At 49.9% G+C, this 24,764-nt stretch carries 17 protein-coding genes; 4 read left to right on the forward strand and 13 right to left on the reverse strand.

What is annotated here, in order from left to right:
- Nucleotides 1-2 precede the first annotated feature (2 nt).
- Both B9Y77_RS06995 and B9Y77_RS07000 read right to left on the reverse strand, forming a co-directional pair.
- Nucleotides 3-1,247 carry a hypothetical protein gene (locus B9Y77_RS06995; RefSeq protein WP_085490981.1) on the reverse strand — a complete coding sequence of 415 codons (1,245 nt, stop codon included), beginning with the start codon at nucleotides 1,245-1,247 and terminating at the stop codon, nucleotides 3-5.
- Complete coding sequence (locus B9Y77_RS07000; protein ID WP_085490982.1) at nucleotides 1,247-2,653, reverse strand: hypothetical protein; 1,407 nt, start codon at nucleotides 2,651-2,653, stop codon at nucleotides 1,247-1,249. Before B9Y77_RS07000 ends, B9Y77_RS06995 begins: the two co-directional genes overlap by 1 nt.
- Nucleotides 2,654-2,823: 170 nt before the next feature.
- Here B9Y77_RS07000 and thrC point away from each other — a divergent pair, with 170 nt between their 5' ends.
- Nucleotides 2,824-4,164 carry a threonine synthase gene (gene thrC, locus B9Y77_RS07005; protein WP_073423410.1) on the forward strand — a complete coding sequence of 447 codons (1,341 nt, stop codon included), beginning with the start codon at nucleotides 2,824-2,826 and terminating at the stop codon, nucleotides 4,162-4,164.
- Nucleotides 4,165-4,716: 552 nt separating this feature from the next.
- Here thrC and B9Y77_RS07010 read toward each other — a convergent pair.
- The gene (locus B9Y77_RS07010) at nucleotides 4,717-6,015 is read right to left on the reverse strand and encodes a hypothetical protein (RefSeq protein ID WP_073423411.1); all 1,299 of its coding nucleotides are present in this window, start codon (nucleotides 6,013-6,015) and stop codon (nucleotides 4,717-4,719) included.
- Between the two features lie 101 nt (nucleotides 6,016-6,116).
- Here B9Y77_RS07010 and mutL point away from each other — a divergent pair, with 101 nt between their 5' ends.
- On the forward strand, nucleotides 6,117-8,012 hold the full coding sequence (gene mutL, locus B9Y77_RS07015) for a DNA mismatch repair endonuclease MutL (RefSeq protein WP_085490983.1): 1,896 nt from the start codon (nucleotides 6,117-6,119) through the stop codon (nucleotides 8,010-8,012).
- Here the strand turns inward: mutL and B9Y77_RS07020 are convergent.
- From B9Y77_RS07020 to B9Y77_RS07030, 3 genes are all read right to left on the reverse strand, one after another.
- On the reverse strand, nucleotides 7,974-9,140 hold the full coding sequence (locus B9Y77_RS07020; protein WP_085490984.1) for a glycosyltransferase family protein: 1,167 nt from the start codon (nucleotides 9,138-9,140) through the stop codon (nucleotides 7,974-7,976). The two genes, mutL and B9Y77_RS07020, sit on opposite strands and share 39 nt — an antisense overlap.
- Nucleotides 9,127-12,984, reverse strand: coding sequence for a DNA polymerase III subunit alpha (locus B9Y77_RS07025; RefSeq protein ID WP_085490985.1), 3,858 nt, complete (start codon nucleotides 12,982-12,984; stop codon nucleotides 9,127-9,129). The genes B9Y77_RS07020 and B9Y77_RS07025 overlap by 14 nt, the downstream gene beginning before the upstream one ends.
- Nucleotides 12,985-13,056: 72 nt before the next feature.
- Nucleotides 13,057-14,673: a LamG-like jellyroll fold domain-containing protein gene (locus B9Y77_RS07030; RefSeq protein ID WP_085490986.1), complete on the reverse strand. Its 1,617-nt coding sequence runs from the start codon at nucleotides 14,671-14,673 to the stop codon at nucleotides 13,057-13,059.
- Nucleotides 14,674-14,888: 215 nt separating this feature from the next.
- On the opposite strand from B9Y77_RS07030, the gene B9Y77_RS07035 reads away from it, so the two are divergent.
- Nucleotides 14,889-15,998, forward strand: coding sequence for a glycosyltransferase family 4 protein (locus B9Y77_RS07035; protein ID WP_085490987.1), 1,110 nt, complete (start codon nucleotides 14,889-14,891; stop codon nucleotides 15,996-15,998).
- A gap of 12 nt (nucleotides 15,999-16,010) precedes the next feature.
- Here B9Y77_RS07035 and B9Y77_RS07040 read toward each other — a convergent pair whose 3' ends face one another.
- Nucleotides 16,011-16,634, reverse strand: coding sequence for a class I SAM-dependent methyltransferase (locus B9Y77_RS07040; RefSeq protein ID WP_085490988.1), 624 nt, complete (start codon nucleotides 16,632-16,634; stop codon nucleotides 16,011-16,013).
- Between the two features lie 59 nt (nucleotides 16,635-16,693).
- Between B9Y77_RS07040 and B9Y77_RS07045 the strand changes: the two genes are divergently transcribed.
- On the forward strand, nucleotides 16,694-17,635 hold the full coding sequence (locus tag B9Y77_RS07045) for a lysylphosphatidylglycerol synthase transmembrane domain-containing protein (RefSeq protein ID WP_085490989.1): 942 nt from the start codon (nucleotides 16,694-16,696) through the stop codon (nucleotides 17,633-17,635).
- Between the two features lie 66 nt (nucleotides 17,636-17,701).
- Here B9Y77_RS07045 and B9Y77_RS07050 read toward each other — a convergent pair whose 3' ends face one another.
- The 6 genes from B9Y77_RS07050 to B9Y77_RS07075 form a co-directional block, all read right to left on the reverse strand.
- A complete protein-coding gene (locus B9Y77_RS07050) occupies nucleotides 17,702-18,340 on the reverse strand; it encodes a hypothetical protein (RefSeq protein WP_073423419.1) in 639 nt (212 codons plus the stop codon).
- Nucleotides 18,341-18,442: 102 nt separating this feature from the next.
- Complete coding sequence (gene murI / locus B9Y77_RS07055) at nucleotides 18,443-19,252, reverse strand: glutamate racemase (RefSeq protein WP_085490990.1); 810 nt, start codon at nucleotides 19,250-19,252, stop codon at nucleotides 18,443-18,445.
- Nucleotides 19,236-21,536 (reverse strand): UvrD-helicase domain-containing protein, encoded by a 2,301-nt coding sequence (locus tag B9Y77_RS07060; RefSeq protein WP_085490991.1) that lies wholly within the window; start codon nucleotides 21,534-21,536, stop codon nucleotides 19,236-19,238. The genes murI and B9Y77_RS07060 overlap by 17 nt, the downstream gene beginning before the upstream one ends.
- Before the next feature lie 130 nt (nucleotides 21,537-21,666).
- The gene (locus B9Y77_RS07065) at nucleotides 21,667-22,683 is read right to left on the reverse strand and encodes a lysylphosphatidylglycerol synthase transmembrane domain-containing protein (protein ID WP_085490992.1); all 1,017 of its coding nucleotides are present in this window, start codon (nucleotides 22,681-22,683) and stop codon (nucleotides 21,667-21,669) included.
- On the reverse strand, nucleotides 22,680-23,813 hold the full coding sequence (locus tag B9Y77_RS07070) for a glycosyltransferase family 4 protein (RefSeq protein ID WP_254899952.1): 1,134 nt from the start codon (nucleotides 23,811-23,813) through the stop codon (nucleotides 22,680-22,682). Before B9Y77_RS07070 ends, B9Y77_RS07065 begins: the two co-directional genes overlap by 4 nt.
- 41 nt (nucleotides 23,814-23,854) lie before the next feature.
- Nucleotides 23,855-24,631 carry a class I SAM-dependent methyltransferase gene (locus B9Y77_RS07075; RefSeq protein WP_073423424.1) on the reverse strand — a complete coding sequence of 259 codons (777 nt, stop codon included), beginning with the start codon at nucleotides 24,629-24,631 and terminating at the stop codon, nucleotides 23,855-23,857.
- Nucleotides 24,632-24,764: the final 133 nt, after the last annotated feature.

The raw sequence follows: 24,764 nt of genomic DNA on the forward strand, positions 1-24,764 counted from the left end.
TCTTATTGACCACGGGTTTTACCCCAACTTCCGACACCGAGCAAACCGAGACGTATACCAATATAGGATTCACTCCAGTTGCGGTCATCGTCTGTCAGGCGAACGCCCCCCTGAATGGACAAATCCAGCATCGTTCCCTTTCGACCGAGCGGGAAACCAGCACCAATGGATCCACCAATTTCAGAAACATCTTGAACATACCAGTTCTTGAACCAGACACCGGCTCTATACGTAATGCGGTTCCAGTATGATTCATAGAAAATATCGCTACCATCGCGCTGGTAACCAAGAGAGATATTGAAATCGTTCTGCGTCTTGGTCACCTTGGACAAATTCCAGCTACCAGCAGCATTCTCGATATCCTTATTCCAGGCACGCCATGCAATATCAGCCATCACGTTGTGGCGCTTGTTGAAGCGGTAGTTGACACCCGTTGCAAGCATCGCCGGAACGCGGATTTCACGAGTGTGCTTAGCCGGAACAAGCGTATCGGTTTCACTGTACCTGAAGTTGTATTCCAATTCATTTTGGAGCGTGTAAGGCGTCGTAAACGAGAAGAAATACGAAGCCATGCGACCGCGGTACTGGGCAGCAAAAGTGTAGTACGCCGGATGGTTCTTGATTTCCCAGTCCCCATTCACGTAATCCGAAACATCGGTGTTGTTCGTAGCCCAGGCATCCGCCTCATCAATTTCAGAGTTGTCCGGACCAAGCGTAAGTTCACGAGTATAGCTGCCCATCACAAAATGAGCCGAGGCGCCCAACGAAATCGCGCGGTAGAACGGGAGTCGAATTGCATAAGTCGGCACCAGTTCATAAATACTGCTCTGGTATTCAATTTTCGCTTTTTGGTTTTCTTCCTGATTTTCAAAATCTTCACGCATCGAAGCGGCATAATGCTGCCACAGCGAAACACCGAACGCACCAAAATCACCCATCGGGAACGAAAGGTTCATGGACGGCATCGAAAGATTCGTCTTCGTAAAATGGGAATTCGAACGATCTGCAGTCGAGACATCAAGCAAGAAGTTCAAGTTCAACACAACCTTGGTATCAAAAGCCTGGCGAGCCGGGTTCACCACAGAAACGCCTTCGGCATCACCGGTCTTTGCATTACCCGCAAAGCCACGACCTGCCATGGCGGCAGAGCCACCCGCAATCTGTTCCTGACCCATAGCTTCAAGGCCAATCATCGACGCAAAGGAAAAACTCGAAACACAAAGTAAAGCACTAATAAACTTTTTCATTATTCTTCCTCCCCGCGCTTCGAGGCAAGCCACAGCTTAAGCGTTGTCGATGTATTTTTGATCGACGAAAAATCATAGCGAGCGTAATCCGGATAAGGGAAGAATACGCGAACGGAGTCTCCCTTACTATTCACGTAGTAGGAGTTGGAACCGTAGAAATACTCATCCTTGTCCAAAACAAGTGAGCGATCCAAAACCATCTTCATCTTGAAAGAACGTCCGTCGCTAGCCCTATTGATAAAGTCGCGCATCCCCGTAGTGACCTGCAGAGTAAGCGAGTCCCCGTCATGGAACACAAGATTCGGATGTCCTTTTTCTGCGATTAAAGAATCGTTGTACTTGGAATAGTTATCCCTACTGCAAACAAGACTATCTTTATCGCCAGTATAAGTGTAAGCTTCAACAGCTATAGGCATGTCAAGCTCATTACTACCTTTAGAATCATCCCTGTAGAACGTCACCTGAGCCATGACAACGGACTGGCGGACATCTTCTGCATCATAAGGGAATTCATCACCGTAAAAATCAGACAGCGCCTTCATGATCGGCTTAGACGGGAATTCCACCAAGAGAGAGTCTTTGACGCCACCATGCAAGACAAGGCAATCTGAACATTCTTCACGATTCGAAATGAGCGTTGCAGCACGCAAAGAACGGTAACCCCTATAGGAATCCTTTTCCATTTCCACCATGTACAAAATCGGAGAAACCAAGAGGCCTACAGACGGACCGTAGAAACGATAGGCATGCGGAGCTTCAGGAGCAGATACACGCAACTGCAAACGGCGATTGCCTGAGTTCTTGCGAACGTCGTCAATAAATGCGCTCGGCAAATCCAAAACCAGGACAGAATCTTTCTTGGTAATGGAAACAGAAACCGTCGTGTCTGCAGTTTTCTTCGTCTTCCAAGACTTAAGACCATCAATCCATTCCGAATCAACAACCGTTTCCAAGGCATTAAGTTCGGCATCCGTCAGCTTTTCAGAAAGGGTCCAGCTGATGTTGACATTGACTTCATCTTCAATAGGCAATACCGTCGATGGCAAAACCTTAGACCAATAAACAGCATCAAAAAGGTAAAGCGACAAATAAGATTTTGCAGAATCAGCCGCCTTCAAATCTGCCAAGAAAGCGCTGTCCACAGCAAAGTCAAAAACAGCATCGTGCACCATGCCCGCAGAAGCACCGAAAGTTCCGAAAACACCGGCAGAACGAGGGAGCGAATCCTTGTACAATACAGCGGACGTCGGTTTCAAGTCATTTACGGTCACCATCTGGACTTTATAACTGCTAGGCATTCCCTGGTCAGAAAGCCAGCTGGACAAGCCATCGTCATCCGTATCAAACAGGCAGGATGACAAGAACATCGCTAAAAGCGGGAATAGAATAAATGTTTTCTTTTTCACTCAGAACTCCGAGTATTGCTTATAAATAAAATTCGCCCATAATATAGCAAAAACGCAATTGAGAAATTAGACGCTACAACCAACTACTAACAACTAAAGACTAATAACCAATGACCAACGACCAACCACTAAATTGCTATATTTGCCTCGTAAAATTCAAGAGGATTATTATGTCTCAGTTTAACGCTCATTTTAGAAACATCAACGGCGACGATACCTACCCGCTGACCGACGTCATTTACCGCAGCAAGGTGGACGGTAGCCTGCTCGAAGTCGAACACGACCGCGCAGCACTCGCCAGCCGCAGCCCGGAAGAATGGAAGAAGCTCTTTGCCGAACGCCGCATGAGCTTTAAGCCCGAAGACATGAGTGGTATTTGGAGCAAGCGCGAAATGGTACTCCCGGATATTCCGGTCGAAGACATCGTCACCATGCGCGAAGGCTGGAGCCCGCTCTTTGACGCAGCCCCGCTCGCCAAGGAACTCGGCATCGGAAGCCTCAAGGTGAAGCTTTGCGGCAACTCCCACACGGGTTCCTTCAAGGACCTCGGCATGACGGTTCTCGTGAGCCAGGTGAATCACATCATCAAGAAGGGCATCCACCCGATTGACGCCGTCGCTTGCGCTTCTACCGGTGATACTTCTGCAGCCCTCAGCGCCTACTGCGCCAAGGCAGGCATTCCTTCCATCGTGTTCCTCCCGGCTGGCAAGACCAGCACCGCACAGCTCATCCAGCCGATTTCTAACGGCAGCATCGTGCTCGCTCTCGACACCGACTTTGACGGTTGCATGAAGATCGTTCAGGAAGTCACGAAGGACAACCGCATTTACCTCGCCAACTCCATGAACAGCCTCCGCGTCGAAGGCCAGAAGACGATTTCTCCGGAAATCTGCCAGGAACTCGGTTGGACCGTTCCGGATACAGTTATCATCCCGGGCGGTAACCTCGGTAACGTGAGCGCACTCGCCAAGGGTTTCGAAGACTGCAAGGCCATGGGCCTCATTGACCGCATCCCGCGCATCATCGTCGCTCAGGCAGAAAACGCCAATCCGTTCTACCAGGCATACGAACGCGGCTTCGACAAGCTCGTTCCGGTTCAGGCAAAGAAGACTCTCGCATCTGCTATCCAGATCGGTAACCCGGTCAGCTACCCGAAGGCAGTCCGCGCTATCCAGAAGACAAACGGCATGGTCGTAAGCGTCTCTGAAGAAGAACTCGCCAACGCAGCCCACCGCGGCGACCGCATCGGTCTCTACTGCTGCCCGCACACGGGTGTCGCTCTCGGCGCTCTCGAAAAGCTCGTTGCAGCAGGCAAGATTGCTAAGGATGAAAACGTCGTCGTCATCAGCACGGCACACGGCCTCAAGTTCACGGAATTCAAGGTCGGCTACCACGAACAGAAGCTCGAAAACATCGCAAGCAAGTACGCAAACCCGGTGTTTAAGGCTCCTGCCGAAATCGGTGCCGTCATGGACATCCTTACTAAAGAGATGGCTGCCCGCCGCCGCTAATGCGCAAGCATTAGTCAATGGCCCTAAGCCGCCGCTAATTACTGGTTAGTCACTAGTCAATAGTCATTAGTTATTAGAGAGGTCCGCATCACATGATGCGGGCTTTTTTATTTCATAAATAGCGTGACTGATATACAATCAATAATTTAAAAGCAGAACGTTGTGAGAATAGAGCGTCGGCCACAACCTTAAAAGGCGAGTGCAGTGACCATACTTGTATGGTCATGGCTGAGCCGTAAGGTTGGCGCTTGCGCCAGGATGAAAGTGCATAAAAAAAGAGAAAGGGCTCTAGAAGAGCCCTTTCCTAAGAAGGAGAAAATATTGAGCGGTTTCCAGAACCTTGAACCTATCAGGAGGGGAGCAATGATAAAGTCGTTTCAGGATTTACCTTTCCAACCATTCTCAACACTCTAAATATACCAAATTGATAGGGGGCCGATTCTTTCGTTTTTCTTATTTCTTCACTTAATAAAATTTACCGTTCTTACCTTTTACTACCAATCATAAATTTCACTTTACAATCACCAGCAAAACAATAAGAACAAAGTAATTTTACTCTTCTCTGAAGATGATTTTGCACTTCGGAACGAAACGGAAACCACCGCGACGATGACGTTCGATTTCGAAGTACTTCTTGACACCTTCACTCGGATGTTCCGGATCGTCAGAGCCATTGATATGGGCAATGACGCGGTTCAACCTGCTCTCGAAGTTCGGACGGAGCGGGTCCATGCAGATAGCCGGATCGCGTTTGAATTCGCGGTTTTCATATTCTTCACGACCAGTCACAGTGTATTCGCGGAGCAAGTTGCGGAGGATTCGAGCCGGAACGTTACGCATGAGGTGCTTGCTGTTCACGGAGATGGAGTCATCGCTCTTGTAGTACACGATTGTGACGGAATCGTTCATGGCATCGAGGAGCTGTTCGTGAGCCTTCTGGATCGGAGCCCAGGCAGCAAATTCCTGTTTCACAACAGAGCTCATGAGCTTGAGGAACGGTTCGGAAGCATTCACGTTTGCCTTGAAGTTGAACTCGAGAACGTAAGCCGGAGCGCCGTAGTAGCAATCCTTTTCGATGAGGAGAGCGCCGGTCTTCGGGTCGCGGATGTCGGTCAAAGAGCGGACGCAACCAATGCTCTTTTCAACATCGTTCTTCCATTCGAGGTTGTGTTCCTTGATGCAATCTTCAAATGTTGCATGGCGGCCAACAAGTTCACCCTTGATATAGACACCACCGTCTTCCTTCATTTCGGCGGGGACACGATTTTCAAGAGCTTCTATAAACGAGGTCTGCGTGGCGAGGTAGCTAATGTGTTCGTATGCAGGCGTGTTCAAGAGGAGAGGTCCGATGTTGATCATGCTGCGGATCCAACGCATCGGGTTCGCAGCGAGGACACCCGGAGTCTCGAACTGGAACGTGAAGTCCACCCTGCGATTGCCATCAATAACGTCGTTACGGAGGATGTTTGCCTTCGTAAGGAACGGGTAACGTTTCGGGATGATTTCCAAGCAGAGTTCGCGAGCATCTTCAGCAGAGTAGAACGAAGAGACGAACGGCAAGTAGGAGCGGAGAACGCTACGAGCGGGAACTGCTTCAAATGCAGCGCAACGCTTCACGATGCGTTCGATGAATTCATCAGGATTTTCACCGCGTTCGTACAACCACGCGACGATGTTGTCCATTATGAAACGGTAAGCGCTTTCATCTACGTATGAATCTTCGAAGTACAAATCATTTAGAAGTTTCACGTTGAATCGCGAATCTCGTTTGACCAAGGTCAAAATGTCCTTGACCGGGTAAGACATCAGTAATTCAATGTGTGCTAGCTGAAGGAATAGATTTGAAACCATTTCACTCACCTCACTTGTTCATAAAAATTCATTAGCTATATTTATAATATAGCAATCAAATATTAAAAAGTATATACAAAGAGCTACATATAAAAGCGAAAATGGCTGAAATTCACCTTTTATCCGATGAAATCATCAATAAAATTGCTGCTGGCGAGGTCATTGAGCGCCCTGCATCGGCTGTCAAGGAACTTATAGAGAACGCAATTGACGCCGGAGCAACCCGAATTCAAGTCCAGATTGAACAAGGTGGAAAGAAAAAAATCCAGGTCACAGACAACGGTAAAGGCATGGGTGCCGCCGATTTGGACCTGTGCTACCTCCGTCATACTACATCTAAACTAACAAATGCAGACGACTTATTCCACCTCCATACAAACGGTTTCCGTGGTGAAGCAGTAGCCTCCATTGCAGCCGTTTCCAAGCTGACCATCACGAGCGCCACGCAAGAAGGCGAAAGTGGCCGGATCGTCGTGAAGGGTGGCGAAGTTATCGAAAAAGAGGACATCCAAGCAAGCCGTGGCACCACATTCCTCGTCGAAGACCTGTTCTACAACACGCCCGTGCGCCGCACATTCCTCGGCAGCGAAACGTCCGAATGTTCTCGCATTTTAGACATTGTATTGAAGACAGCCATTTCGCACCCGGAAATTCGCTTTGACTATAAAGTTGGCGATAGAACAGTCTTTACAGGCGTTCCTGGAGAACTCCGCAGCCGCATCGCCGAAGCCATCGGCTCCAAGGTCGCGAAGGGTTTGCTCCCAGTCGATTACACCGAAGCGGGCGTCCATGTAACAGGCTATATCTCGCCCACGACCGAAACGAACGGCAAGCGCAACCACCAGTTCCTTTTCATGAGGAACCGCCCCATCGAAAACAAGATGGTAAGCAAGGCCGTTTCGCAAGCATACGAGCCGTATGGAGCGCAGTGCAAGCCCGTAACGGTACTGTTCTTGGACATGCCGGACATGGAATTCGACATCAACGTGCACCCGGCAAAGCGCGAAGTCCGTTTCGCCAATGGGAACTTGGTGTTCCTCGTCGTCACACATGCCATCCGTGATACGTTTACTAAGGATTTGGAAGCGCACTCCCCCATCATCGACTTGAGCGATGAGTTTATGGGAGGTCCGACACAGGTTTCTCAGACGACGCCTGCGCAACCCGCGATGCCAGAAACGCCCGCACAGCCGCAAAACGACTTGCCGTGGGAAAACCCGTTCCAGCAGGCAAAGCCATACGCAGCCTCTGTAAATAAGCCGTACGCAAAACCCGCAAGTACCGCAAACTCGCTTTCGGACAAAAAGTCTAAATACGACGTAAGCGACGACGTTCAGGACCTCTTTTCGCTCCCTGAATATGGCAAGATTATTTCGCTGGAACCCGACCACAGCAAGCCCGCACCGCCTCCCGAGACGCCGTGGGCGCCGCCCTCGTTCTTCCAGATTGCAAACACGTATATCGCAGGTGAAGATTCCAACGGTCTCTTGATTATCGACCAGCACGCCGCCCACACGCGAGTGCTCTTTGAACAGGCCATGGAATCGCTCCAGAACAACATCATGCAGGACAGCCAGGAACTCCTGTTCCCGGAACTCATCGACCTTTCCAAGCAAGAAAAAGAAATCTTCCGAAACGTCGATGAGCAACTGCGCAAGCTCGGATTCTTTGTCGAACCGTTTGGAGGCGACACCTACCAGATCCGCTCGATTCCAAGCGCACTCCCGCTTTCGCGTGCCGCCAAAGCGGTTCACGACTTTTTGAACGATGTCGACGAAAACGACACCAAGAATGACATGGTCAAGTTCCAGGAAGCGATTGCGAAATCCTGGGCAAAGACAAATGCTTACCAGGCAGGCGACAAGCTCAAGCCCGAAGAAATCACGGCGCTCGTCAGTCAGTTGATGATCACGCAGGATCCGCTCAAGTCCCCATTCGGGAGTCCGACGCTAATGCGTTTAACGCTTGAGGAACTGAGCAAGAAATTCAGACACTAGTTCGCTAGAAGTCTTACCGACATCCAGAGCCTTGCGGAGACGCAAGGCTATTTCGTCTGCGGATCCAATATCTTGTTGGAAAAGCGCTTCAACAATCGCATCGGCCATGCGGTCGTTCAGCTTATGGCGAATGATGAATTCCGGAGTCACGCCACAGCCAAAAATTGCATTCGGAAGCGACAGGAATTCGGACTTGACCATAAACTTGCCCATGGCGTACGTGAGGAAATCCGGCATCGTACAAGCGGCAAACGGAATCCCGACACAAGCCATTTCAAGCGTACTCGTTCCAAACGAGGTAAGCGCCGCGGAATATGCCGAGTAGAAATTCAAACGTTCGCTAATAAGCTTAGGCGCCACAACAACTTTTAGCCAGCTCGGCAATCGCCCGTCATAAAGTTTTTCGAGCGCCACCAGAAGCGGCACTTCCAAATGCTCACGCGATGCAACTACAATCACGTCCGGGAGCGGTCCCGAATTGCGTTCTGCCCACGTGTTGCGATACCTTTCGGCGACCTTTACAAAAGACGGCAAATTGCGCAAGGCGCTATCACGGCGGCTTCCCGGCAAAAGCAACATATCAGACCGCGGTTCAACCTGGTCGTAAACCCAGCCCGCAATCGGGTGTTTGATACGAACCGTTTCAACGCCCATCTGCTGATAAGCCTTCGCTTCAATATCAAAGAATACCGCCAAACGGATATTATTAGCTTGCTTAAAGAGGCTCGCCCGCTTGGATTTCCATGCCCAGACTTGCGGAGGCGCCACATAAAGCATGGGCTTTCCCCACTTTTTGGCAAGGCGCGCAAGCTTCATGTTAAATCCGGGATAGTCAATCGCCACAATGCCAAGGCATTTCTTGGATTCTGCGGCATCGCTCAAGACTTCAAAAACGTTCTTTAACGAGAAATACTTCGGCACCACATCGCCCACACCCGAAACCGGGAGTTCATTGTAGTCCCACAAGGGCTGGAGGCCTTTCTCCTGCATCAACGGACCGCCCAAGCCAATGACCTTGAAGCCCTGCTGCACGGCAGTCGATACCATCTCGGCGCCAATCATGTCGCCGGAATCCTCCCCTGCACAGAAGAGGATATAAGGAGAATTTTCTTCGTTAACGTTTTGCACGATTCGATACCCAAACCTTCAGAGCGCCCAAATCTGTTTTAAGCCACTGCAACAATTCCTGAGTATATACAACTTTATATTTTTTCAGGACAACGACATGCTCAAATCCGGAATCAGCCTCCAAATGGAACACCATTTGGCAACCATGGCTGTATTCATCGGCCAAATTGGCCTTCATTTCGACTTCAAGCTTGTCCAAGAACTCGTCTGTAAGCATGCCGACAGTGAAGTTCGCATGTATGTAATCCACCATGTCGCAACGCACGCGGTCAAGCTGGATGACTTCTTCAACGATAATCTGGTAGCCATCGCGGTCGCGCTGCTGTTCTAGGACGCCCTTCACAAGCACGCGGTCATCAATAGAAACCGTATCGCGCAAGCGTTCCCAGACGTCCTTCTTGAAGAACATTTCAACTTCGCCCTGAAAATCCTGGATTGCGCCAGAGCCAATCGTATCGCCACGCTTTGTTTCAATGGAGCGCATGCGGATAACGACACCGCCCACGACGACCGTATCGCCCACATAGCGGGTGATTTCGTCTTCCGAAAGCGAGCAGCTCGTAAAGCCCGTGAGTTCCGGACGGAATTCATCAAGTGGATGCCCGGAAAGGAACAAGCCAAGCACGCTGCGTTCCTTGTTGAGCATTTCCATCGCCGTCCATTCTTCGGCTTCTTCCAGAACTTCGGCTGTATTCGGAATGGCGGCAGGGCCACCCAGGTCAAACAACGAGACCTGGCCCTTGGCTTTGTCTTCCTGGCTGCGCATGGCGACTTCCAAAGCACGGTCCACCGTTGCACACTGCACAGCACGGCTACCCGGCAAATCGTCCAAGGCGCCCGCCATGATCAAGCATTCCAAGACTTTCTTATTGAGCGGCGGGCGTTTTTCAGGCTGTGCCGCCTGGTATTCCGTCACGCGCTTGCAGAAATCAAAGATGTCCTTGTAGATGCCACGGCGTTCACGTTCCGCGACCACGTCTTCGACAACCGCGATACCCACGTTGCGGATACCTGCAAGACCATAAAGAATCTGACCCTTTTTATTTGCAGAGAAAACACCCAACGACGAGTTGATATTCGGAGACAAAACTTCAATGCCGAGGCGCTTACATTCCAAAATGATGGTCACCGTATCTTCGGTCTTACCCATCTTGGAGGTCATGGAGGCCGCCATGTATTCCGGGCCATAATGCGTCTTGAGGTACGCCGTCTGGTAAGCCACGTAAGCGTAAGCAGCGGCATGGCTCTTGTTAAATGCGTATCCGCAGAACGGGAGCACGGCCTTCCAAATCTTGTCGATGACCGCATGATCGTAACCTCTCGCTTCGCACTTTTCAAAGAACTCCGGCTCGAGTTTTGCCATCTTATCGGGCATCTTCTTCGCCATGATACGGCGAATGTTGTCAGCGCCGCCCAGCGTGTAGCCACCCAAAATCTGGGCAAGCTTCATCACCTGTTCCTGGTACACAATAACGCCGTACGTTTCGCCTAGCACCTGTTCCAAGTCCGGATGGTAGCAGTCAATCTCTTCCTTGCCGTTTTTACGGGCAATGAAGTGCGGAATTTGGTCAATCGGCCCCGGTCGGTACAGGGCGTTCATAGCGATAAGGTCAAAGATTCGGGTCGGCTTCAGTTCGCGCAGGTACTTCTGCATACCCGGAGATTCGAACTGGAACACTGTCGTCGTAAGGCCCTTGCCCAAAAGTTCGAACGTTGCCTTATCATCAATCGGAATCTTGTTCATCACAAGCTTGATGTTGCGGTTCTGTTCGACCATTCGCACCGTATCCTGAATGATGGACAAGTTGATAAGCCCAAGGAAGTCCATCTTCAAAAGTCCGATGTCTTCGGCGTAGTGCTTATCGTACATCACCACCGGCGTATCTTCCGGAGCGGCTCGGTACAGAGGAGCAAGGTTGTAAATCGGAGTCGGCGTAATCACCACGCCGCAAGCATGCACGCCCGTTTGGCGCGGCAAATCTTCAAGTCGCTTTGCGACATCCCAAAGGTTCTGGTAGCTCGCGCGGCTGCCAATCATCGCCTGCAACGGTTCCGGGCTGTAACCATCTTCGAGGTTGTTGCCCTTCTTGTCTTTACCCGTCCAGGCCTGCTTTAAGCTAAAGTTCAACGTGCGCTGCGGGAAGAGCTTCGTAATGGCCTTCGCTTCGGCAGGCGGAATCCCGAGCACGCGGGCCACGTCCGTAATCACCGCCTTCGACTTGAGCATACCGTAGGTAATAATTTGGCCTACGCACTCCTTGCCGTACTTGTCCGTCACGTACTGGATCACGCGGCCACGGTCACGGTCTGCAAAGTCCGTATCGATATCCGGCATGGACACACGTTCCGGGTTCAGGAATCGTTCAAAAAGGAGGTCGAACGTCAAGGGGTCAATGTCGGTAATACCGATGATGTAAGTGACCAGGGAACCTGCAGCAGATCCACGCCCCGGTCCCACAGGAATACCGTGTTCACGAGACCAGTTGATGAAGTCCCACACAATGAGCAAGTAGCCTGCGACGTTCATGTTGCGGATACAATTAAGCTCCTTGTACATGCGCTTGCCCACGTCTGTTTCGTGAGCCGGGAACTTAAAATCTTCGTCCGGGAATCGCCACTTTAAGCGTTCATTGCAAAGGTGGATGATATAGATATCGGCATCGCCACCCTCTTTACACCAACGGTGGATGTTCTTTTTCCAAGCCTTGTTATCGTCTTCGTCAAAGAATTCCGGCTGCGAAAGGCGATCGATTTCTGCATTGTCCGCATCGGTCAGCGCCTCTTCGGCTATGCCTTTTTCGGCGCAGTAATTTGCCTTGACCTTCTTTTTGCGGTCCTTGATGATGCCCTTAAGTTCACGTTCACGCACGACAGGATATTCAGCATCGTATTCCGCCTTCATGATGGCCTTGATGTTCTGGTATTCCTCAGACGCGAGGAATTCATCAGGAATCTTGAAACGCGGCCAGAATTCATCACCGATACCGGTTTTCACGGTAAAGTTACAGCGTTCGGCAATCTTGACCGTATTCTCGATGGCGCCCGGGATATGCCCAAACAGCTCCACCATTTCCTTTTCGGTACGGAAATAGAACTTTTCCGTCGGGAAGCGCTTGTCTTCAAAACCGTTCAGCGTGACCTTGAGCGAGATGCAACGCAAAATCTTATGCGACGTAGCATCTTCGGGCTTGATGTAATGGACATCGCCCACGGCAACGACTTCACGACCGTACTTTTTTGCAAGTTCCACGTTAAAATCGTTCACGCGCTTTTGCTGCGGAATTCCGTTATCGCAAACCGAGATGTACAGGTGGTCGTGGTCAAAAATCTCGTTCAGGCGGTCCATGTACTCGAGCGCAAGAGAATCCCTGCCCGAAGCCACATTCTGGCCGTAACGGCTAAAATAATCGCCCGCAATGGCGATAATGCCTTCCTTAAATTCGTTAATCGTCTCGAGCGGCACGGATGGGATTTCTGCCCAGCGCTCCCCGTCTTCGTAGCGGTAACTCACAATGCGGAGCAGGTTGTAATAGCCCTTTTCGTTCTCAACGAGAAGCGTCAATCGTTCAAATGTTGTCGGATCTTTTTGGCTTGCACTCGGCGTATCCACGTAAATGTGGCAGCCATAAACCGTCTTGACCGGCGGGAGGCCCTGTTCCTTGCGCTTTTTATTCAGTTCCTTGCCACGCGTCTGGATTTCAAGAATACCAAACATGGCACCATGGTCCGTCAAAGCAACAGCAGGTGCGTTTTCTGCCGCAGCAGCCGCCAAAATATCATCAAGTCGGGCCGAAGCCTGCAAAATCGAAAATTCAGAATGAGTCTGTAAATGAACGAACGCCATGCTTGCAATTTAGCATTTTGAAAACAAAAAATCCCGGACGAGTCCGGGACCTTTTAGAGATTTGATGATAGCTTACTTAGCCTGTGTCGTATCAGCCGGAGCGACATCAACCTTGACTTCGTAGCGCGCCACAGAAGATATTCTGAGCTGGTCGAAATCACCAGAAGTCGTCAAAGGATCACTCTGAGCAAGACGTTCCATGCAGCAACCGGACTTACGGCCAATCACAATGAGGTTTTCGTTTTCACGACCACGTGCAGCAGGTTCATAACCTTTCTCATGAGCCTCGCTTGCAATCATTTCGCCATTGACCCAAAGGCTCATGAAGCCATCGCCCCACTGACCGGCAATCAGGTTCCAATCCTTCTTGAGAGTCATCTTGCCATAAGTAAAGTAATGCGTATCGGAATGATTTTTCTGGAAGAAAAGGGTATCAAATCTTACGAAGAAGTGAATTCTGGCACCGTCATTACCAAGAAGAGTGTGTGAAAACTTTTCATCGAAATCTTCACCCGGACGGAACCAGAATTCCACTGTGCCGGCAGGCATTTCGTCAATCAGGTTAATCCCCGTCTGGATGCTTTCGCCATCCTTGAGGGAAATAGCCTTACCGCAGACGCCTTCTACCAGCGTACCTTCGTCATATTCCGCTTCCAGTTCGTCGAAATAAAGGGTCTTCTCGTCCATAATAAGAGAAGAAGTCTTGCAAGTGATATCGTCCTTCTTTACGGTATCCGTTGCAACGGTATCTTCCTTGACTTCTTCATCCTTAGTGACATCTTCCTTGACGACTGTATCCTTTTCATCAACCGGAATATCCTTAGCCGTCACAGAATCCGGCAAGGTATAACGATTGATGTTCGAGATACGGAACTGGTCGAAAGAACCCGACGTGGTCATAGCCTCGTACTGCCCTGGCCCCTCCATGCAGCAACTAGACTTATAACCAATCACGACGAGATTTTCGAACGGAATATCACGCTGAGCAGGCACATAGCCCTTGTCATGCTCCCAATAACCGACAAGTTCGCCATTGAGCCACAAGCTCATGTAGCCATTTCCCCATTGGCCAGCGATCAAGTTCCAGTCATCTTCCTTCAGCACGGCTTTGCCCTGCACGTAGTAATGTTGGTTATGATGATTCTTCTGGAAGAAGAGTTCGCCCTTCTTGTAGAAGAAATGGATTCGAGCACCATCATTGCCAAGAAGCGTTCTTGCTTGCTTGTCAAAGAAGTCATCGTTCGGGCGGAACCAGAATTCGACTGTTCCAACACTCATAGAATCAATCAAATTCACGCCAAGCGGAGCCACCTGACCGTCGCTCAGCTTGATAGCCTTTCCGCAGACACCTTCGACCTGTTCACCTTCGTCAAAGAGGGATTCCAGTTCGTCGAGATAGCGGGTGTTCTCATCCATTTTAAGAGCCGGAGCTGCGCAACGGATATTGGAACGAGTCGAAGTTCCAATAACAGGAGCACCTTCCTCCTTTGAAAGGGAATCGAAGTAGCTTGCAATACTGCCGCTTGCATCAATTCGAGCCCACATGCCCTTAGCGTCATTTTTCAAATAGACGCCATCGTTTACTGTAGAGGCAAACGGATCTGAAGAGTTGGTATCGGAGCATCCTGCAACGAACGCTCCCATTGCCACCAGGGATCCAGCCAGCCATTTTGTCATCTTACCACTCATTATTTTCTCCTACAAGGCGGTTTAACGATTTGACTATTTGTAAATTATCTATTAATTCCTTTCTTGGCAATTTTTCATCCAACCTATTTTTGTATATTTCAGTTTACAAAGGCGTTTTTTAATCATCATGATACACTTACCTAGTAAAACGCGCTAAAAATAATGTATTTTGACATCGTACAAATTATTTGTATCATGAAAAGGACCCTCAAAAGATGAGCAATACCGACAAAAAAGACCTTGAAAAAGCACCAAAAATTGCCATCGACGCACGCATGGTGAACAAGTCCGGTATTGGCACCTGTATCCAGCACTGGCTTAAGGATGTCGGCTATTCCATCGCCCTCGGCGACCCCAAGGAACTGGAACCTTATAGCAACATTCCCAAGCACATCCGCTTTATCAGTAGCATTTACGGCTACAAAGAACAGCTCAAATTCCCATACCAGGCACTTTATCGTGAAAACCCCGATATTTTGCACGTTCCGCACTGCAATGTACCTCTATTCTACCGAGGCAAGATGCTCGTGACCATTCACGACCTCACCCACCTCGTCTATCCCGAATTTTTGCCGTTCAAGCTCGTCCACTATTATTTCAAGTTCATTTTCTGGTTTGTCAGCAAGCGCGCGGACAAGATTATTACCGTTTCCGAAAGCACCAAGCGCGACCTTTTGCGATTCTACAAGATGGACGAATCCAAAATTACGGTCATCCCGCTCGGCGTAGGCAAGGAATTTGTCAAGAAATCACCTGCCGAAATCGATTATCTATACGACAAATTCAACATCCCGCGCGACAAGAAGATTTTGCTCTATGTCGGTAACTTGCTCCCTCACAAGAACTTGAACATGCTTTTAGAGGGCTTTGCCCAAATGCAGGGGCGTGAAAACTGCCGTCTCGTGCTTGTCGGAAAAGCCTTTGACGGTCGCTCCAAAGAGACTTGCGAAAAAGATCTCGGCATTGAAGAATTCACAATCCATGCGGGAATGGTTTCACAAGAAGACCTCGTGAACTTCTACAACATCGCCGACCTCTTTGTATTGCCTTCGCTGTACGAGGGCTTTGGGCTCCCCGTGCTCGAATCGCTTGCTTGCGGCACACCTGTGGTCTGCTCCAACACATCGTCACTCCCAGAAGTGGGCGGCAAAGTCGCCAAGTATTTCGACCCGCAAGACGCCTCCAGTATCGCTCGCGCACTCGAGAATTCCATTGATGACAAGGGCAAGCACGATGATGAAATTGCGGAATGGGTCAGCCATTTCACTTGGGAAGCTTGCGCGCAAAAAATAAAGGCGCAACTAGGCGCCTTATATAAAGAATAAAGATTAAAGATTTTACTTTTTGAGTTTCGTCAGGAATCCGTACTGGAACGGGATAAAATACGAATGGCTCAACAAGTTCGGCATGAACTTGAGCTGTTTGCGGATACCCACGACGCGTTCCACTTCAAGACCGTTTTCCTTCGCAAAGCGCACAAAGCTCTTCTTTGTCCAGAACGTCTTGTGGTTGATATCGAGAACGCCAAGCGCATGTTCACCTTCATCCGGTTTAAAATAGCGGAAATCTCTCGTGATGATAATCTTGAGGAGGTTCTCGATGCAAATAAAGTTCGGCAAAGAAACGAGAATATGACCATCGGGATTCAAATGTTTCTTGCAGAAATTGATTAAATCCACCGGATCGTTCACATGTTCCAAGACATCGCACATGACCACCAAGTCAAACTTGCGGTCTTCGGTATATTCCTCATAAAATCCATGATGGTATTCGTTGAAGCCCCCCGGGACCTTGTCAATCGTCTGTGCATCGGTACGCTCTTCGGGTTCGATAGCGACCTTGTAAGAATCCTTGGGGTAAATAACGTAATTCATTCCGGCGCCCGCCCCAATTTCAAGAACGCTCCTAGCATCCTTCGGGACAAGCGTAGCAACATCATAACGAATCTTATTGCGATACATAAAAACCTTTTTTCTTAAATATAAATTTTTCAAAATCAAAAATGCTATTTTTGCAGTCAATGGCAACCGATAAGACAGACACAAAGCTCTTTGTCAAGCGAATTATCCAGCTTCTCGTAAGCATTGGTGGTTTTGCCTACATATTCTACAAAATCCCGCTCAGCGAAGTCATCGACAACTGGAATATCGGTATGACACCGTGGATTTTGGCAATGCTTGTCGCGGCAACGCTCGTCATGGCAATCCAGGCAAACCGCTGGAAAGGGCTTTCGGTACAAGGTCCAGAAATTCCGTTCAAGACGTACTACGCCTACACCGCCATGGGGTACTTTTTCAATAACCTGCTCCCGACCGGTTTTGGCGGCGATGCCGTGAAGTCCCTAGCATTTGGAAAGAAATTTAACCAGACCAGTCAATCCGTTTCGGCTGTATTGCTCGCCCGCATCCAAGGGCTACTTGCTATGTTCCTCTGCTTTTTCATAGCGCTCCCCTTTGCACTGAACCAAGCCGAAATTCCCATCGCCTACACCATCACGATGACTGTTGCATTGCTCGCCTGCATGGTCATTGTCGTGCTCTGCCTGTTTTCGGACAAAATCCCGATTCCCCATTTTTTTTCGGACAGGCTTGCCTTTATCCCGAAATTGCAAAACAGCCTCTCTATATATAGGAAGCATAAAAAGCAAATTTTGCTCTCGTCACTCGATTCGCTGTGGTTACAGTTATTGACGTTGTTTATAGCCTATGCCTATTTCCGGGCGGTCGGAGTCGATATCGACATCAGCATTCTAGTCGTATTCACTAGCATCACTACCGTTATTTCGATGGTTCCGATTTCACTCAACGGCATCGGTGTCCGCGAAGGGACTCAAGTGGCTCTGTTCACGGGGATTCTTGGAATTCCGGCATCGGTCGTGCTGTCCGCCGGGCTGCTAGGCTACATTCCGCTACTGTTCCAGACCGCCCAAGGTGCGGTCGTGCTCCTCGCTCGGAAAAAATAAAGCATCTCCTTTTTATACAAAAAAGCCCCGCCGAGGCGGGGACTTTAGACTTCGCATTTCGAAGAATTATTCTTCGGCGAGGGCTTCCTTGTATTCATCGACGGTAGCGATATACTCGTCAATCATGTCTTGCTTGGAATCCAAGTGAGCGAGAATCTTTTCGAGGTGTTCCTTGGAGAACACGGTCTTGAGCTGGCGGGATGCATGACCCTTGTAGCCCCATTCCTTGAGAATTTCATCGGTCACCACGAAGGAATCGTCGAGGGAGACAAAACGCATCGGACCGTAGACAGCCCAGTTGTGTTCCATCTGCATGCATTCCGGTTCTTCCATTTCCGGGTTTGCCATATAGCGCTGCACGTGACGGGTACGCACATCCTTGATCTTGTCGATACGCATATAACCCATGATGAGGTACTTGTTGCGCATTTCAGAATCGCTCAAGCCTTCGTAACGGGTACCGAAAAGAATGTAACGGCTCTTGCTCTTCACGATCGTGTTGATAGCCTTCACATTGTAGCAGCTCATCAGACCATAGGTGCTGGTTTCATAGTTCGGTTCGTAAAGAAAACCCTTTTCATTTTCATTCAGCTGGTCACGGACAGGCATTTCGGACTGATGGCTAGTTTCGACATAAAGCAGGCTACCCGCCATGTTGCCACGGTAGTCTTGCCAACCTTCGAGATTGATCTGTGTTTTCGGCATTTTATAAATCCACTCAAATAGTTTAAAGTTCGAAAATTAAAACGAGTACAAGCGGACCGAGTACGGTTCGTCAGTAACAATTATCAAAATACAATTTACTTATTAAAAAGTCAACGACTCCGCCGAAATATTCTCCATTCCAAAGCGAAAAGCGCCTTTTTTGAAGAATTCTGCGGTATCAGTCGTCAAATAATGCACGGAACCGCCCTTCGAAAGCCGATTTTCCATGTCCACATGGCGCTTGAGGTAGTCCAAAGTCTTGTCGGCGACGATATCGCCCTGGACCACCAAGCGGACGTGCGGTGGAAGAGCGACCCGAATTTCATCCTCGAGGAGCGGGTAATGCGTGCAGGCCAGTAAAACTGTATCGATTTCAGGGTCAGCCGCAAGCAGCTGGTCCACGTCCTTTTTCACGAAGAATCGGGCGCCCTCGGTCCCGCGTTCGCCGTATTCCACGAGAGGCACCCACATCGGGCAGGCGTGCTGCGTCACCTTCAAGTTCGGGAAAAAGTGGCTGATTTCAAGGACATAGCTGTTCGAAGAGACCGTCCCCGCGGTGGCGAAAATGCCAATATGCCCCGTCTTCGAGAAGTTTCCAATCTCTTCGGCGGTCGGACGGACAATGCCCAAGACGCGACGGTCCGGGAATTCAACCGGGAGCACCTGCTGCTGGATGCTGCGAAGCGCTTTTGCCGATGCCGTGTTGCAAGCGAGAATCACCAGCGGGCATCCGCGGTGGAAAAGTTCACGCACGGACTGGAGCGTGTAGCGGTAAATCGTCTCGAAACTGCGGGAGCCATACGGTGCACGAGCGTTATCCCCCAAATACAGGTAATCGTACTGCGGGAGCGTGTGGCGAAGCTTCTGCAGAATGGTAAGTCCGCCAAAACCAGAATCAAAGACGCCGATCATAAGCTTCTTCCATCTTGCCGCGGACGTACGGGAGCAGTTCATGGCGCGGGTCCATCGCATCGCCGCCGTGAGTTTTCTTGAATTCGACCGTATCTATCGGTTCGAGAATCTTGATGTTGACCGGGTGATGCTTGGAATCCTTGCGGTGTTCCCAAAGCAAGTCGGAACCACGAGTGACCATCGGCAATATAATTGCGTTTGCCTCGACGGCAAGTCTAAAGCAACCGCTCTTGAAAGCGACCATGCCATCGCGCTTGCTGCGGGTACCTTCCGGGAAAATGAAGAGTCTCGGCATCTTGCCCGACTGGATAGCCTTTTGGATAATCGCGGCGCCGCCGCCCTTTTCGCGGTCGATAAAGACGCAACCGAGCTTGTGCATCCAGAAGTTCAGAATCGGGATGCGCTGCAACTGAGTCTTCGCGATAAAGCCCACGGTTCGCTGCAAGGCAAGGAACGCGAGCGGGATATCCAGGTACGAACGGTGGTTGCCCATCACGAACACCGGGCGAGTCCAGTCCACTTTCGCAAGTTGCGCCTGGTCTTCAATCGTCAAATCCACACGCAAGACCTTCATGCAGAAGCGGGAGAAGACCTGCACCTTTTCTTCAAGCCAAGGATCCAAGTCTTTACGACGGAAAATGTACATGAATGCAATCTTGAAAATATATTCGAGCATAAACGCAAAAATTCTTGCCGCTCCATATATCCTAAATAACATAACTGGCATATTACACTCTGTTTTTGAATTTTCCCTGGGCAAAAAACGAGACCGTTTGAGTTTCGTCAGGCGCCCTTTCCAATATCTACGTTTGCAATATAGCAAAACCAAAAAAGATTCAGCCCGCGTGACCCCGACGTAAAACAATCGGCGTTCCTCATCGAGCTGTTTTTGACGTTCCTTACGCGTGCCCAAGCACGAACCCGGCGTAAGCCCCTCGGACATTCCCGCATAATAGACCACCGCATACTGGAGCCCCTTGGACGCATGGACCGTTTCCACATGGATTCCATTTTCAAGGACTTCGCCCTCCCCCTCTACGTTACCCGCCTCCGACACGACCGTCCCTGCGATCGGGAGATGCGCATCGCGAAGCGCTTCTTCGTAATATAGGCGTTGCCTATTATAGCGCACGAGGATTGCAAAGTTTTTCCATTGGAGGTCATAACTTTCGCGGAGCAACTTGATGCTCGTGATGATTTTTTGCATTTCTTCGACAGGGTCTTCACTCACCCAGATTTCGGGTTCACGGTTTTCCTTAAAAATCGGCGAGCCACCCGAACCATTCATATTACCCGCACGCAAGACCTTCCGCAAGTGGATAGGCTTGTTTTCAAAAATCCTATTCGAAAAATGTAAAATATTCGCGACCGAACGATAATTCCATTCCAAGCGAATCAGAGAGCTCTCCTTGAAGTCATCGCGGAAACGGTTGATATTCCCGATATCGGCCCCACGGAATCCGTAAATGGCCTGGTCGTCATCGCCCACGACAAACAGCGACTTGCGTTCACCTAGTAGCGCCTTGACAAGCCGATACTGCGACGGGTTGATGTCCTGATATTCATCGACAAGTATTTCGGTCCATTGATTTTGGAAATAGGCACGCGCCGACTCATGATTTTCGAGCAGATTAATTACCTGGTAGATGAGGTCTTCGAAGACAACTTGCCCCGATTCCAAAATGCGATTGCGCAATGGCTCAAGTTTTTTGAGGAGCTTCGCGGGATGCGCATCCGAGAAAAGTTCTTCGCGCGAGAAGCGGAATTTTCGACCGCCGACTTTCGCGAGTTCCTGCATAAAAGTCTTGTCCGCCGATTCCGTCGGGACCGGCATTTTCTTGAATCCGACAAGTTCGTACGCAAGGCAAGATCTGCAAGCGCCCACTGCACTTATCCTCCCGACCTCAGCCGTCATCCCGTCCCCTGTTGTCATCCCGGATTTATTCCGGGATCGCCATTCCTCATCATGTCCAACAGGAATCTTAGATTTAAGAATAAACAGTGCAAGCGAGTGGAACGTGCAGAGCCGCACTCCGGCATTCGGGAAGAGCTTTTGCACACGTTCCCGCATTTCAGCAGCCGCCTTCGCCGTGAACGTGAGCGCCAAGATTTTCTCCGGCTCAATGCCCGACATAATCCGGTACTGGATTCGCTTGGTCAAGACCGAAGTCTTTCCCGAGCCTGCCCCTGCTAGAATTAAAAGTTGTCCGTTCTTTTCATGATCGTGGAGTACCGCTGCACGTTGGTCGGAGTTCAATCCGACCAAAAGACTTTCTACATCCATATTTTCATATAAGCAGCTAGATCCTTCGACTACGCTCAGGATGACACTACTGTTTTAGCGTTCCTTTTTAACGCTGGTTCATATAATAATGGATATAAGTAACGGATATAGCAAACTATTGATCCCGTCGCTACGCTCCAGGATGACCTTTCGCGGAGTCTACCGGCGTAGGCTTCTGCCCCACCAAAAAAGCGACCGCGCCAAACAAGCTCAAAATCAAACTTACAAAATAAGCGAGCAACTGAATCACAACCGATTCAAGTCCAGGCACGCCTGCACGCGCAAAAAGCGACTGTGCCAAAAATTCACGTGGACCAAAACCGCCAATCGAAATCGGGAGCGCACTCACAATGGCGACAAGCGGAATGTAATAGAAGTACCAAGACATCGAGAGGTTCACGCCCACCGCAATCCCGCAGAAAAAGTGCACAAAGATGCGGAGCGACTGCGTGACCATCGAAAGGCAAATGATGTTAATCCAGAGTTTTTTTGAACGGAACTTTTGGAAACGGTCAAACATGCGGAGGAGTCGCGTCTCAAATTTCTCGGGCAGCACCTTCCCTGCCATGCGGCAGAAGAACTTGCCAATGCGACGGCTCAAAAGCCCTGCAAACATCACACAGAAGCCAAGGAAAATCCAGACGGACGGCCACATGAACGCACGCTGTTCCGGATCGTGAATAAAGAACAAGGCTCCCACGCCAAGAGCAAACAACGTGATAAAGAAAAGTCCAAACAAGCGGTCAAACACCGTTGCCGTAAAGCCCGCGCCAACCGTATCTTGCCCGCCCTGCACGCGGATGTCGTAAACCTTCTTGACATCACCGCCGACGTTCCCCGGCATAAAGTTGTTGAAGAACAGACCCACGTGATAAAGCTTGAGGAGCCTAGCGTACTTGAGGCGAACGCCCTGCTTTTCGAGCAAAAGCTTCCACTGGAAGCAAGCGGTAAAGTTCGAAACCGCGAGACAAAGGAGTGCAAGCACAAGCGGGAAAACGCTGTTTTTCTTGAACAAGTTATAGAGGTCGCCAACATCCCATTCCGGGTCGCTTACAATGTTACGATAGACAAAGTAAGCAGGAACGAGCGTTACCACCAGCTTTAAGCAAAAAACAATTACCGATTTGAGCTTCGGATTCAACATCATTTTCGTACGCTCCAATCAACCGTACGTTCCAACAATTCCAATGTTTCGCGGGCAGAATTTTCCCAGCTGAACGATTCGGCATAACGCTTGGCATTCTTGCCAAGACTTGCGCGCAGTTCAGCATCGCTATAAATTTTTTCCATGGCAGAAGCGCACGCGGCCGCATCTCCCGACGGGAACAGAATTCCCGTCTCGCCGTCACGGACGCTATCGCAGAGTCCCGGCACATCCGACGCAATCGTCGTCTTGCAGAGCTGCGCCGCTTCCATCACCGTAAGGCCCCAGCCTTCCTTGTAGCTCGTCTGCAACAGCGCAAGCGAAGACGAAAGCAGTTCGTACTTGCGAGCAGCAGGCACAAAACCCGTCAGTTCCACCTTGCCATCCAGGCCGTGCGATTTAATCCAGGCCGGAAGCTTTTTCAAAAGCGGACCACCGCCCACGACATACAGCTTGACTTCAGGGTGTGACTTCGAGAATTTCTCAAACGCTTCAAGCGCCGTCCAGATTCCCTTGTAACGATGCACGCGAGAAAGCCAGATGAAATACGGATTCACCGCACTCGTTGCGGGATTCGCCGCCATCTCACTAGATTCTGCAGTACCTGTCGCGAGGTCCGCGCATCCCGGGAAATTCGGCTTTTCAGAACCGTTATAAATCACGGAAATTCGGCTTTCGTCCACGCCGATTTCGGCGAGTTCTTTTTTTGTACTCGGACTCACCACGACAAACGGCTGCGTACGGTAAAAGAACGGGATAATCCGCTCAAAGAACCAAACCATAAACGCAATCGGGAAAATCGCTTCGGCAAAAATCGACTTGCGCCACAAGTGATGCATCTGCACCAGGAGCGGCTTGCGGACGAACCAGTGGGCAAAGACCGGTAACTTGTTCAAATCTTCAACAACAACATCAAAGTTGAATTCGCAGTCGAGTTTCTTCAGATTCAGCGCTACCGTGAGCTGGAACATCAAATCGCCACCCTTGCGGATGACCTGAATTCCATCGACAACTTCGCGTTCCTTTGCGCCCGGAAACGACGTCGTAAACAGGACCACCGTGTGGCCCATTTCTACAATCTTTCCGAAAATGCGATGCAAATGCTTTTCGGCGCCGCCGGCAGCCGGATGCATGCGATCCCGGTAATTTACGACGAGAATTTTCAAGCAATCACCTAAGGCTTACGACCGATCACGCCAATGCAAAGCTGCGTGTAGTGCATCACCGGCACGGACTGGAGGCTATCCAAAATCTTGTCCTTAATCTTCTGGTAGGCCGTTCCATCGAGCGGATACTTCGGGAGTTCAATACCGAACTTGAAGCAGAGTTCGCGCAGAATGCGGTAGTAAAGATTCGGGCGCATCCAGTCGCCATAAGCATAAACACATTCGAAGCCTGCGTCACGCATAAGCGTCTTGAGCTGACCCATCGTGAACTGTTTTTCCCAACCGGCAAACCACTTGTCGAGCGCAATCAAGATATGCTTGATAATCGTATACGGGTGGACCGTCTGCGGGACATCGCAAAGGCAGCAACCGCCGTGCTTGACGATGCGGAAGTTCTCTTGCAAGAGCGGGAGCGAATCCTTGAAATGTTCGGCCAAGCCCTGATGGAACACCAAGTCAAAAGTGTTGTCTGGGAACGGGGACTTGAAAGCGTCGCCACGAACCAAGTGCAAATTCTTGAGACCTTCACTCTCGCGGAGCGAATTGACAATTTTCAAGCTATTGTCGGCAAAATCGAGAACATAGACATCGGCGCCCAAACGAGCGAGTTCAGCACTGTCGCGACCGGTACCTGCACCGACCTCAAGCACCTTCAGGCCCTCAAGCTTAAAATTCTTCTTAATAGCTTCTATAATAGACGGCGAAGACGGATAGACTTTGTCCATGTCGTTCTTGCGCTGCCAAAAACGGTTCCATACGGATTGATCAGGCTCTTTTATTGACATAACGGGGATAATATATGAAAAAATGAGAGTAGGAAGTAGGAAATAGGAAGTTAGAAGTGGGTTATTAGTCAGTAGTCATTGGTCAACGGTGTATTCCAAAATGAAACACAGGGCTTTACATTTTCTATTCGGC

It is taken from the genome of Fibrobacter sp. UWB13, assembly GCF_900177805.1.
GTDB lineage: Bacteria > Fibrobacterota > Fibrobacteria > Fibrobacterales > Fibrobacteraceae > Fibrobacter.

Bases quoted from the DNA above. Each gene is read 5' to 3' on its own strand.
- B9Y77_RS06995 (WP_085490981.1), bottom strand. From the start codon at position 1,247: ATGAAAAAGTTTATTAGTGCTTTACTTTGTGTTTCGAGTTTTTCCTTT.
- thrC (WP_073423410.1), top strand. From the start codon at position 2,824: ATGTCTCAGTTTAACGCTCATTTTAGAAACATCAACGGCGACGATACC.
- B9Y77_RS07010 (WP_073423411.1), bottom strand. From the start codon at position 6,015: ATGGTTTCAAATCTATTCCTTCAGCTAGCACACATTGAATTACTGATG.
- mutL (WP_085490983.1), top strand. From the start codon at position 6,117: ATGGCTGAAATTCACCTTTTATCCGATGAAATCATCAATAAAATTGCT.
- B9Y77_RS07025 (WP_085490985.1), bottom strand. From the start codon at position 12,984: ATGGCGTTCGTTCATTTACAGACTCATTCTGAATTTTCGATTTTGCAG.
- B9Y77_RS07030 (WP_085490986.1), bottom strand. From the start codon at position 14,673: ATGAGTGGTAAGATGACAAAATGGCTGGCTGGATCCCTGGTGGCAATG.
- B9Y77_RS07035 (WP_085490987.1), top strand. From the start codon at position 14,889: ATGAGCAATACCGACAAAAAAGACCTTGAAAAAGCACCAAAAATTGCC.
- B9Y77_RS07040 (WP_085490988.1), bottom strand. From the start codon at position 16,634: ATGTATCGCAATAAGATTCGTTATGATGTTGCTACGCTTGTCCCGAAG.
- B9Y77_RS07045 (WP_085490989.1), top strand. From the start codon at position 16,694: ATGGCAACCGATAAGACAGACACAAAGCTCTTTGTCAAGCGAATTATC.
- B9Y77_RS07050 (WP_073423419.1), bottom strand. From the start codon at position 18,340: ATGCCGAAAACACAGATCAATCTCGAAGGTTGGCAAGACTACCGTGGC.
- murI (WP_085490990.1), bottom strand. From the start codon at position 19,252: ATGATCGGCGTCTTTGATTCTGGTTTTGGCGGACTTACCATTCTGCAG.
- B9Y77_RS07060 (WP_085490991.1), bottom strand. From the start codon at position 21,536: ATGGATGTAGAAAGTCTTTTGGTCGGATTGAACTCCGACCAACGTGCA.
- B9Y77_RS07065 (WP_085490992.1), bottom strand. From the start codon at position 22,683: ATGATGTTGAATCCGAAGCTCAAATCGGTAATTGTTTTTTGCTTAAAG.
- B9Y77_RS07070 (WP_254899952.1), bottom strand. From the start codon at position 23,813: ATGCATCCGGCTGCCGGCGGCGCCGAAAAGCATTTGCATCGCATTTTC.
- B9Y77_RS07075 (WP_073423424.1), bottom strand. From the start codon at position 24,631: ATGTCAATAAAAGAGCCTGATCAATCCGTATGGAACCGTTTTTGGCAG.